The organism is Puniceicoccales bacterium, assembly GCA_031255005.1.
Classification (GTDB): domain Bacteria; phylum Verrucomicrobiota; class Verrucomicrobiia; order Opitutales; family LL51; genus JAIRTH01.
Window position 1 is genome coordinate 1 of sequence record JAIRTH010000020.1, and the last position, 11,559, is coordinate 11,559.

Consider the following 11,559-nt stretch of genomic DNA (forward strand, 5'->3'; position numbering starts at 1 on the left):
CAGATCCCAAGTTTAATAATGCATCTACGTCAACTCCTGTAACTCTATCAAAAACTTCAGTCTCCACTAGTATTCCTAATTCTTCATTTGAAGACCTAAAGATAGATCCAGAAAGCAGCATATCTAAACATGCTATTATGAATAATTTAGGAAAAATGTGCTATTTGAATAGTGTAGTACAACAACTATATAATTGTACAGAATTCAAGAATATGGTACTAAATTATAATAATACAAAAAGCATTAAAGATCAAAATGTTCGTGAATTATTCGAAACTTATCAGCAAGTTATCAAAGATCAAGGGGATCCAATTAATAATGACGCCATCAGCACCTATCAGTTTTTACTTAAATCTGAATCGAACCATATTATACCCTCTCTTAATGAGCAGCAAGATGCTTTCGAATTTTTGATAAAATTTATTGATAAAATTGCAGATATTACTGAAGATTTCAAAACAATTTTTAAAATATCCACACATTGTTATATCAAGTCATATAGTGATCCAATGAAAGTCATTTCTTCTGATGATGGTGATGATAAAACTTCACTTGTTCTATCGCTAGGTTTTGATTATAAGGTATTTAATAATATGGCATTGTCCATTGCAAACTTTCTTAACAAAACTTTAGATGAATATACCTATACAGAGGAAACAACAAAGAATGAAATAACAGAAAAAGCTACGATCAAAGAAGTAATAGAAAGCTTACCACAAATATTGATATTTCAAATTTCAAGGATTAAATCTAATGGAATTTTCCAAACTAAGGTATTTAATGCATATCAAATTTCTAAAACATTCGATATGTATCCGTTTCTTTCTGAAAATTTACAAAAGTCATTTACTGATAAAAGAGCAGAATACGAACTTATTGGCATTATTTTACATATTGGTCCAGATCCCAAAGACGGCCACTACGTATCTTGGTGCAAGGATAATAAAGCCAATAATAGATGGATAGAATATAATGATTCTCTTATGAGTGAAATTCCTGAATATGAATTAAATGCTGCGATTAATCCAATAAAAAATTTTAATGCCAATGACAAGGTTCCTTATATATTATTTTATCGCAAAAAAAAGTGATAAATTTACCAAATATAGATTTTTGTAACTATAAATCTTTATTATGTTTGAATGGAAATCTGCCGGATCAATGGGTTTTTAAAGGGCTAGGCCTACCATTGATTGCAGCAGATGGAGCAGCTAATTCTCTGGCCGCTAGAAATATAGTGCCAGACATGATAATCGGTGATTTGGACAGCGTTAAAAATGAGTTACTCCAAAAAGGTAAATTTTTAAAAAATGACGATCAAAATTCATCAGATTTTCAAAAAGCACTAAAATATCTAGAAACCGAAAATCTCATGCCAACAATAATTCTTGGCCTAAATGGCGGATATATAGATCATATCCTGAACAATATTAATATTTTCCTTAGAACAAAATCCATATTTTATGATGAACAAATCATCGGCCTTGGCATAGATAATCATCAAACTCTTAACTTAAAAATTGGAACAAAATTATCTCTGTTTGGAATTCCAAGTTGTTGCGTCTCAACGAAAGGTCTCAAATGGGATTTGGACAAAAAGGAATTAACTTTCCCAGGATTTAATTCCTGCTTCAATAGAACTAATTCAGAAAATGTTGCCATTCATATCATAAAAGGCACAGCTCTATTGTTGTTATATACATCACTCATAGTAGATGCCGGCCTAAATTAAAGAATTTTAATTACTCGCAGTATGCTAGAGCAAAAATTTAAATTACTCCCAAAAACAACTTCTGGAGATCACCATATTTATCAACTATACCAGGTCTTGTGACCACAAGGTAATCGAAAGCTGGCTTCAATCTATGCTGATTTAATCTGAAAATTTCTCGAAAAACTCGTTTCAGGCGATTCCTGTAGATCGCATCGCCAACCTTTTTACTAACCACAATGGCAAACCTTGGCCTTCCACTGGGATCACTTCTCGCCACAGTCTTTATAAAGAACATGCCACAATTAAAATAGTGCCGAACACTTCGGAAAGCTTCAAAATCAGAAGCTTTCCTTATTCTTTGAGACCTAAATAACCTCACCACTCCTAACTGCGCGGAACACTGGCCGATAGTTTTTGGCGCCCCTTGCGTCTGCGAGCAGAAATCACTGCCCTACCGCTCGAAGTAGCCATTCTCGCCCGGAATCCAAATTTCCTAGCTCTCTTTATTTTGGAAGGATTATATGTAGGCTTCATAACTGTCCGACCAAAAAAATATCAATTACGACCTTGTCAAGTCTGATAAGATTTTTTTATCCTATCTATAATTTTTGTAGTGCTAATGCCATCTAAATATTCGGTGAATTCGATTTTTGCACCAATATCAATCAGCACAGCTTTTTCATCCTCATTTAATGTATCAATGCTATAATCCGAAGACTTTACATACACATCGGGCCGAAAAAGATTCAGTTCTTCGGCCAAAGTTATGCCATCAAATAGAAAAACACCATCAACACACTCCAATGCGGCCAACATATAAGCCCTCTCCTCCGCCATCAGGATGGGGCGATTGTCACCTTTTATCATTTTGATACTATCATCGCTATTCAGAGCAACCCATAGCTGATCTCCAAATTTTTTCGCCGATTCCAATGATAGGATATGGCCCACATGGAGAAAATCAAAACATCCATTTGTCAGTACCACAACCTCACCATTTGCCTTAGCTTCTTCACGTCTTCTAACTGCATCATCAAAAGAAGACAACTTGTAATTAACCATCTTCATATATTTGCCGTCCTACAGGGCCGGTTTAAAGAATCTTTTATGCGGTCGAGTATGCCATTAATAAACCGTTTAGGTTCATTACCAGCCAACATCTTAGTGATTTCTATGGCCTCATTTATTGTGACAATGGGAGGAATATCTTGCCTAAACAACATTTCTGCCGTCGCCATTCGCAACACGCACAATTCCACCCTGGCAATCCTATTTATTTGCCAATTTGTAGCATATTTTTGAATGACAGCATCTATGGTTTTGCGATTGCTCATCACCAATGTCACTAACTCCAAGGAAAAGGCACAATCTAAATCATTTAGATTCAATGCATTGCAGAAAGGTATAAATTCTGAAATTGCATCGCTCAAACCTCTGGCATCTGCCATATAAAGAAACTGTACCGTCAGCAATCTATTTGCTGCCCTAATGCCACCGGTACCACTACTATAGCCACTAAATCCAAGATCACACATACGCGCGGCAGATTGTAAACATTAATTGTGATGGCAGGCAAGAAAATTCTTAACATTAAATTAAATTAGGTATAATTAGGCATATATATTACAAAATTTACCCGAAAATTCTTGCAATGCCACCGCAACATATTTTGGTTTCTCGTATAAATATTTATGGAGAAAAGTAGTTTTTGGGCAGGAATGTTTTGCATAATTGCGGCGCTTTGCCTCATGCTCTACCATGGCAATCAGCTCAAAACTGCTGCCATTCCAAGGCAATCCAATGAGACTTCCATCAACCAACGATCCATCCCCCAAGCCTCGAAAGATGATAATTTGATTCCGGTAATCGACGCTCAGACGGCTTCAAAAAAAGCCATCGAGCCAAAGTATTTTAACCTAAGCAATGACAGTATATCGTTGGAATTAAGCAACTTAGGAGGCACAATTCAAAGTGTTACTTTTTTAAAATATCCCATAGAAAAAGGAGGAAATGAGCCATTTATATTCAATAAAGAATCCGATATACAGGCATTGGCTCTATCGATTTCCGGAGAAAATAGAAAGTTTTTCGCCAATGAAACCGTGGTCGATCAGCAGGATAACAATTCCGTATCATTTATTTATAAAACCAACAATGGATTAAGCATAGAGCGATCCTATGCCATACCAGATGATGAAGCTACGGAAAAGTATCTAATAAAACATTCGACAAAATTCACAAACCATGGCATCCAGGCCTTTGATTTGAGGAGCGTATTTCTGGAATTAGGCAGCTTTCCTCCGACGGCCAGTGATTCCACCGGAGAATTTTTGAACTTCAGCTACTATGATGGTCGGAATGCACATTTTCTAAACCTGGCTGAATTCAGTGCTAGCAGTGGATTTCTTGGCTTTGGCCGGAAAGAAGCCCGGGAGATAATATCTGGAAAATCCACCATCATCTGGGGATCGGTAAAGAATCAATTTTTCGCAGCGGTGTTGAGACCAAATGTGCCGGCCTGCGGATTTTTGTCATTTCCTGTAAAATCCTATGATTACATGTCAAAAAGCACCAAGGATAGTGTATCAGGTTCTCTGGAATTTAATCTAGGCATCCTAGAAATCGGCGAAACAAAAGTACTTGAAGTCGAGTTTTATACAGGTCCTAAGGATTTTGTCAAATTGGATAGACTTGGACATAATCAGGATTTAGTTATGCAGTTCGGATTTTTTGGCTTCATAGGTAAAATTTTACTATTAATGATGCGAGGAATTCACTCGATAATAGACAACTGGGGCATGACAATAATCATTCTCACCCTAATGGTTAAGTTAATTTTATGGCCGCTCACCACCGCCCAGGTTAGATCATCCCGGCGAATGGCAAAGATCCAGGAGCCAATGCGCGATATAAAAGAAAAATTTAAGGACAATCCGCAGAAATTGCAGGCAGAAACGATGAAATTGTTCAAAGAAAACAAAATAAATCCAGCGGCCGGCTGTCTGCCAATTTTTATTCAGATACCGATATTTTTAGGGCTATATTCCATGTTAAGAACCGCTTCGGATTTGAGGTTTGCAGAATTTTTATGGATCAAAGATCTGTCCATGCCAGATACCTTGGCTAAACTAGGCACATTACCCATTAATTTGTTACCATTTCTCATGGCCTCCACCACCTATCTGCAGATGAAAATGATGCCCACACCAAGCATAGATAATGTTCAGAAAAAAATGTTTCAATTTATGCCGATAATTTTCATGTTTTTCTGCTATAATCTGCCATCAGGATTGGTTCTATATTGGACAATTCAAAATTTATTCACAATGTTACAACAATATATATTGAATAATAAAAATCTGGAGGTCGATCAGGACAAACCAGATCGAAGCAAGAAAAGAAAAAGAAAAATTTAGGAGGAAAAGATGTCAGGGCACAGTAAATGGGCTACCACCAAGAGGCATAAAGCCGCTGTGGATGCCAAAAGAGGTAAATTATTTAGCATTCTAAGCAAGGAATTGACCATCGCGGCACGGGCCAGTGGTGGCGATCCGGAATTTAATCCAAGATTGCGAACCGTTATCCAAAAGGCAAAGGCAGCGAACATGCCAGCGGATAACGTTAAAAAAGCCATTCAAAAAGGCACCGGAGAAATTCCAGGTATCGTAATAGAAGAACTTATGTATGAAGGGTATATAGCCGGCGGCATCGGCGTAATTGTGGAAGTTACCACGGATAACAAAAATCGCACCGTATCCGAAGTTCGTAGTGTTTTTACAAAATGTGGTGGCAATTTGGCGTCGCCAGGAGCCTTAGCATTCAACTTCCAAAAAATGGGTCAATTCATAGTTCCAGCTAATAATATCACCGAGGATGAATTGATGAATGTTGCGATAAACGCTGGTGCAGAAGATGTTAAGAAGGAAGAAGATTTTTTTGAAGTGCTATGTCCGGTCAGCGAGTATGATAAACTTTCCCAGGCCATGGCCGAAGAAAACATCGCCGTTGAATCATCCGAATTAGCATATATTCCAAACAATTACGTTCAGATCACCGACGTGGAAACTGCTAAAAAAATCGTAAAACTCTTGGACAAGCTCGATGAACTGGAAGATGTGCGCATGGTTTTTTCCAACCATGATTTTCCAGATGAAATTTTAGATCAATTGGATAACTAATGCATTAAATTTCTAAATGAAAAGAAAAATATTTGAAAAGTCTTTCGCAGATGGTCTTTGCCATGCTGCCTGGGAGTTGATAGCTCATTTGGATCAGAGCACCTAAAAAATTATTTTGGAGAAAAAATGGAGCCAATGCTCTGATACGCAGATTTCTTTGAGATCGAACATCGAAGAATGCTTTGTATACACCGGCCCAAGTACTGGTATCCATGAAGCATTTCTTTCTATCACAATCTGTTTCATTGGCATAGGCCACAGCAGTGGGAACCACCATGGTTTTTATGCCACAACGCTGGAGTTCTCTAATTTGCACAAAGTCTGAAAAATAATGAGGAAAATATCTCGCTCTTAAGAATTTCGGGTTAACTGCCCTTCGAGGCAACAACAGCATTTGAGCCGGAGCACAATCCGTTTGATAGCACTCTCTGGGCAAATTTTCCAGAGCATCGCCAAAATATTTCCACAGAGGTCTACGACAGAATTTAATATCTATCCCAGCCCAGACAATTTTATCACTAACAGCATCCACTAGAACAGGATGCAAAACACAATCCGAGCAACTTTCATGGAGATCCAGCAGATATTTGGGCGTATTTGGAGCCGGATGGCAATCGTGATTCATCAGCAAGATCTTATCAAAATTTTCAGCAATGCAATGGCCATATAAAACTTCAACAGCCTTTGCCCAATAAAAATTTCTTGGTATATTTATTATTTTTTTGCGGCGAAATTTTATGAAATCATCACCAAAAGGTGCACCACTATTGCTGATCACTATCCTAGCATTTTTAATCCGCTCATCATCACAACTTGCCATAATATCCAGTGTCTTACAAAACACATCGCTAAATCCATGCACAGGTATACAAATTGCCAATCTCATAAAAGTTTTACTGGAAAGATTCTAATAGTTAATATAATTATTGACAATATTTTGTAGCGGACGACATTTGTTTAAAGTTACCAATGGATATTCCAAAATTTCTCACAGATTTAATGGAGGCAAGATCTCCATCAGGTTACGAATTTGAGGCACAGAAAGTCATAGATAGGTACATGAGCGATAAAGCTGACCTATATAAAAAGGATGTCATGGGCAATCGCTATGCCTGTCTAAATAATGACAAAACTCCTATGCTGATGCTATCGGGCCATATGGATGAGCTTGGATTTTTAATTAAGCACATAGATGATAAGGGATTCGCATACTTTGAAACCATCGGAGGCCATGATCTATCGATGATTTCCGGCCGAAGGGTAACTATTTTGACAAAAAATGGACCAGTTCATGGTGTCACTGGCAAACGAGCCATCCATTTATTGGATTCCGACGAGCGCAATAAGGTGCCAAAAGAGTACGATTTATGGATCGATTTGGGTTGCAAAACCGATAAGGAAGCTAAGGAACTCGTGCAAATCGGCGATCCGGTGGTTTACGACACACCAAACACAGCAGTCATTAATAATAAAGTAATCACTGGCAGGGCCTTCGATGACAAAGTCGGTACCTATATTGTCATGGAAGTTATTAATAGGCTTGCAGCGGAAAAATCTTCATTGGAATGCGGTATTGTTTCAGTAGCATCTGTACAAGAAGAAGTTGGTTGTCGTGGAGCCATAATTTCAGCATTTTCACTCCGACCCACCGTCGGTCTGGCGGTGGATGTGGGCCATGCCACAGATTTTCCTAGCTGTGAACATAAACGTTTTGGCAAAATCAACCTAGGTGATGGCCCCATAATTGCAAGGGGTTGTAACATAAATCCAGTGGTTTTTGAAAAACTTATAAAATGCGCCGAGGAGGCTGAAATACCATATCAGATGGACTCCGAGCCCCACCCCACTGGCACCGATGCTAGATTTATACAGATTTCAAGGACCGGCGTGGCCACAGGATTGGTATCCATTCCGCTTCGTTACATGCATACGCCGACAGAAACTGCTCATTTGGAAGACATTGAAAATGTAATCAAACTATTATGTGCATTCACGAAATCATTAACACCCAACGATAAATTCGAGTTTTAGCATAGATGATTTTCCAATTGTGGTGCAGGATTTTTAATTCTGTGCCATTTTCGTTGAAAATCTATCGCCACAGAAAGATATCAATGGACCTTCTCGGTCTTGGCAATTAATCCATATTTAATTTTTATATTTTTACCACAGCATAACCTAAACGCCTGGAACATCTTATATATCACAAAGCTCATAAGTCATATTTTATATATATTTTAATGCTTGACGCATAAAAAAAACACCCCCAGTATTCATGTACTTTTTTAATAAAGAAAAATATATGAATATAAAAAAATTAATAATTAAAACGTTAAGCGTGGCTATCTGTCTTTGTGCAGGAAGCTTCTCGGTGGTTATAGCTGCCCATACAGCACCTCAGCCACCTCAACTAGGTCAACCAGGAAATCAGTGTTTACAGTACCAAGAGACCGTCGCGAGATTAGAGTATCAAGGTATAGCTCCAAGTCTAGACTCATTTTTTGAGAAAGAGATTGCAAGTTTATACAACATCCAAAGAGAATTAAATCAATATTTTAGCATGTCGCCAAATCAAGGAATAAACCATACAGCTATAGACAAATGCTACGATAATATATTGAACATAACGAAAAAAATAATGGATAGAATTTCTAGACCAATTACTCAAAATGATCTTCCGAAAAATACTAACATTCCTGCTAAATTCAATATAACATCAAACAATGTAAGAATAATAGATATTGATTCCATACTTGATGCCCTAAGCGATGATCTTGGCAAAGCAAATGTAAATTATTATAAATCTCTTAAAAATAACAATTATTATTTATTCCCGACCCTAGAAGAGTTTCTTAAAATGCAACCGTTTTGTGTAAAAGATAATTATTATAATACAATATATAACATCAGATCTCAATAAACAAAACTGTATTAATCATTTAAAAAACCAATTAATGCCACTTGGTATTACGCCCGAAATAAGTGGTAATTTAATAGCATTTATCGCAACAAATCATTTAAGATATATTTTAAATAAATATAATAAGATTACATTCGAGTTTTCTGCAAATGCAAATCCATTTTGCGAATCAATTCCTATTGCGCAGACTACTTTGAGAATCTCATTGCCGTTTTATGATAACTGCAATAATAAACATTATTTATATCTAGAACCATATAAAGATTATAATCAATTTTCTTTTAATTACGCCAGCCATAACTTTGATGTATGTTCGTCAATTCTCCATGAATTTGGGCACGCATGGCATAATGCCCTCGGAATCAATACATGTTATATTTATCCTTTTGATGAATTTAGAAAATGGCAATTTTTAAGAGAATTATTTCCAATATGTGATACCAATATTCCACTTCCCGGTAATTACATTAGAGATTTTGTAACAATTTTACAACAAGAACAGAATAAATTAAGGACATTCTCATTTGCAGGAAATTTACAGACTCATATAGATTTTCCAAAACAACTTGCATGCCTAACTTTTTTGCCAGTGTATAATTCTTCACATTATAAGACTATCGACATTTTTTCAAAAAAACTAAATAATGCGATCACTCATAACGACACAATAGAAGTAGCTAGATATGTATTATTTAATAATATGCATTGCAATTCCGAAGAAATTTTTCAAGTCCTAGGACTCTCTGCAATTAAAGACACACTGTACATAAATAGATTGAGTGACTTTAATTATAATGGAATGAAAGTAATGCCAATTAGATATTATTATAACATGCTGACACCTGGCAAATTAGAGAACTTGAGCAGCGAAAAACGTATTATAGAAAATGCAGCTTTGGATTATACTAGAACCGTTAAACCAACTTCTGATGCCATACAAACACTCTTTTGGCTACATGGGAAAGACGTAATCTCATATATGAATAACTATATATGTATGAAAAGCCGCAATGAGCCACAGGGTAATCAGTTTGGGCAAGTAAATTGTATACCGGCTCAATTCCCACAACAAAATACCTTCGGGCCACAGGGTAATCGGTTTGGGCAAGTAAATTGTATACCGGCCCAATTCCCACAACAAAATACCTTCGGGCCACAGGTCAATAGGTAGTAGATCAAATTCAGATGTAGTCGAAATTCAGCTACATCTGAATTTTAAGCAACATAGGGAGTTATATTAATAAAAATGAAACAAAATTTATATATATTATTCATATTGATTTCGCCGAATGAAATGATATGTATGAAAAATTTTTATTCAGACAATTAGCATGGAGAGTGTTGATAACCATTGACTTAAACCTTGACACTGACAAATTCAACCCAAATTTCGGGCAATGATATATCTAGCACTTGGTAGTAATCTTGGCAACAGATTTGAAAATTTTCGGCGAGCTTTGACAGAATTATCGAGATTTTTCGAAATTAAAATAAAATCACTGATCATAGAAACCAAAGCCATACTGAAAAAAAATGCTCCAGCAGAATGGAATGTTCCTTATCTAAATATGATAGTGGCCGGTAATTCTCACTGCTTGCCCATGGAACTTCTTGAAAAAATAAAAATCGTAGAAATGCAACTAGGCCGTGATCTAAATGCAGAAATTTGGGCCCCAAGACTCATAGATATTGATATACTTTTTTATGAAAATGAATCCATGGATACACCAACACTATCCATTCCGCATAAACAGATAAAAAATCGAGACTTTATTCAATTTCTTCTCGAGGAAATAGGCTACCAAATCCCCAAAAACATGAAAACAGACTCCTCCCAATATGTGGCTCTTAACCACTTTGTTCTAAATCCAAAACTGGTGGCAATCCTAAATGTAACACCGGATTCTTTTTCCGATGGCGGAAAATTTTTACTACCAAATCTAGCCGAAGCTCATATAAATGATCTCTATGCCAATGGAGCTCACATAATAGAATTAGGCGCCCAATCCACCAAGCCGGGATACACGGAAATATCTGCTGCAGAAGAAATTTCGCGACTTTCTGAAATACTTGAACGCTGCCATCACATAGATTGTCTGGGGCTGGATTCTTCCCAAGACGATGTTGTAAAATGCTTGATAAAAAATTACCACTTTCCGTGGATTAATGACCAAAATTCTAAGCTAAGCGACGAAACACTGAAATTAATTGCCGATACCGGCGCAAAATTCATCACAATGCTACATGGCATGGACCTATCTTGGTTTACTAACCGCATAAATTATTTGGAAAACTTAGGATTGAAGCGAGAAAATATAATAATTGATCCAGGTATAGGCTTCGGAAAGACTAGGTTACAGAACATAGAAATTACAAAAAATCTCGCCAGAATCAAGGAATTTGGTTGCGATATCCTCTATGGACATTCAAGAAAATCATTCATGACTCTCTTCTCAAACGCACCGGCCAACGATCGCGACATAGAGACCATCGCGGTTTCAAATTTTGTCGATGGCATTGTAGATTACCTACGCATACACAATCTAAAAGACCATATGAAATTTTTTGTTGCAAAACATTACCTCACAATAGCTACCTCCTGATCAATGATTTTTCTATCCAGAATAGCTCTTAAATGGCCACATTTTACTAATATTGTAATAAATTTCAATTCTTCTTATTGACATGTTGAAAACAAATTAGAGACTGCGCGCGGTTTTATAAAAATGTCAATAGAATTAAAAGAT

The 11,559-nt window shown here is 36.6% G+C and carries 13 protein-coding genes; 8 read left to right on the forward strand and 5 right to left on the reverse strand.

Translation table 11 applies throughout. From position 1 onward, the window contains the following. Both LBH49_02465 and LBH49_02470 read left to right on the forward strand, forming a co-directional pair. Positions 1–1,091: ubiquitin carboxyl-terminal hydrolase (locus tag LBH49_02465; GenBank protein ID MDR0351487.1), on the forward strand; the 1,091-nt coding region annotated here is incomplete at its 5' end. Between the two features lie 47 nt (positions 1,092–1,138). Then, the gene (locus LBH49_02470; GenBank protein ID MDR0351488.1) at positions 1,139–1,732 is read left to right on the forward strand and encodes a thiamine diphosphokinase; all 594 of its coding nucleotides are present in this window, start codon (positions 1,139–1,141) and stop codon (positions 1,730–1,732) included. Positions 1,733–1,769: 37 nt separating this feature from the next. On the opposite strand, the gene rnpA is transcribed toward LBH49_02470, so the two are convergent. From rnpA to nusB, 4 genes are read right to left on the reverse strand one after another with little or no spacing between them, the layout of a single operon-like run. After that, the gene (gene rnpA, locus LBH49_02475) at positions 1,770–2,093 is read right to left on the reverse strand and encodes a ribonuclease P protein component (protein ID MDR0351489.1); all 324 of its coding nucleotides are present in this window, start codon (positions 2,091–2,093) and stop codon (positions 1,770–1,772) included. A 5-nt stretch (positions 2,094–2,098) separates the two neighbouring features. Next, the gene (rpmH, locus tag LBH49_02480; GenBank protein ID MDR0351490.1) at positions 2,099–2,248 is read right to left on the reverse strand and encodes a 50S ribosomal protein L34; all 150 of its coding nucleotides are present in this window, start codon (positions 2,246–2,248) and stop codon (positions 2,099–2,101) included. 36 nt (positions 2,249–2,284) lie between these two features. Further along, entirely contained in the window at positions 2,285–2,782 is a 498-nt protein-coding gene (locus LBH49_02485) for an adenylyltransferase/cytidyltransferase family protein (GenBank protein ID MDR0351491.1), read from the reverse strand. Beyond that, positions 2,779–3,249 carry a transcription antitermination factor NusB gene (gene nusB / locus LBH49_02490; GenBank protein ID MDR0351492.1) on the reverse strand — a complete coding sequence of 157 codons (471 nt, stop codon included), beginning with the start codon at positions 3,247–3,249 and terminating at the stop codon, positions 2,779–2,781. Before nusB ends, LBH49_02485 begins: the two co-directional genes overlap by 4 nt. A gap of 156 nt (positions 3,250–3,405) precedes the next feature. Between nusB and yidC the strand changes: the two genes are divergently transcribed. Together yidC and LBH49_02500 are read left to right on the forward strand one after the other, a co-directional pair. Then, positions 3,406–5,130 (forward strand): membrane protein insertase YidC, encoded by a 1,725-nt coding sequence (gene yidC, locus LBH49_02495; protein ID MDR0351493.1) that lies wholly within the window; start codon positions 3,406–3,408, stop codon positions 5,128–5,130. A 9-nt stretch (positions 5,131–5,139) separates the two neighbouring features. After that, positions 5,140–5,892, forward strand: coding sequence for a YebC/PmpR family DNA-binding transcriptional regulator (locus tag LBH49_02500; GenBank protein ID MDR0351494.1), 753 nt, complete (start codon positions 5,140–5,142; stop codon positions 5,890–5,892). Positions 5,893–5,896: 4 nt separating this feature from the next. On the opposite strand, the gene LBH49_02505 is transcribed toward LBH49_02500, so the two are convergent. Beyond that, entirely contained in the window at positions 5,897–6,778 is an 882-nt protein-coding gene (locus LBH49_02505) for a hypothetical protein (GenBank protein MDR0351495.1), read from the reverse strand. Positions 6,779–6,891: 113 nt separating this feature from the next. Here LBH49_02505 and LBH49_02510 point away from each other — a divergent pair, with 113 nt between their 5' ends. The 4 genes from LBH49_02510 to folP all read left to right on the forward strand — a co-directional run bounded on the left by LBH49_02510 (position 6,892) and on the right by folP (position 11,415). After that, positions 6,892–7,923 carry a M42 family metallopeptidase gene (locus LBH49_02510; GenBank protein MDR0351496.1) on the forward strand — a complete coding sequence of 344 codons (1,032 nt, stop codon included), beginning with the start codon at positions 6,892–6,894 and terminating at the stop codon, positions 7,921–7,923. Between the two features lie 244 nt (positions 7,924–8,167). Beyond that, positions 8,168–8,812, forward strand: a complete 645-nt coding sequence (locus LBH49_02515; protein MDR0351497.1) for a hypothetical protein — start codon at positions 8,168–8,170, stop codon at positions 8,810–8,812. Between the two features lie 34 nt (positions 8,813–8,846). Continuing rightward, complete coding sequence (locus tag LBH49_02520; GenBank protein ID MDR0351498.1) at positions 8,847–9,983, forward strand: hypothetical protein; 1,137 nt, start codon at positions 8,847–8,849, stop codon at positions 9,981–9,983. A 226-nt stretch (positions 9,984–10,209) separates the two neighbouring features. After that, complete coding sequence (folP, locus tag LBH49_02525) at positions 10,210–11,415, forward strand: dihydropteroate synthase (protein MDR0351499.1); 1,206 nt, start codon at positions 10,210–10,212, stop codon at positions 11,413–11,415. The last annotated feature ends 144 nt before the right edge of the window (positions 11,416–11,559 follow it).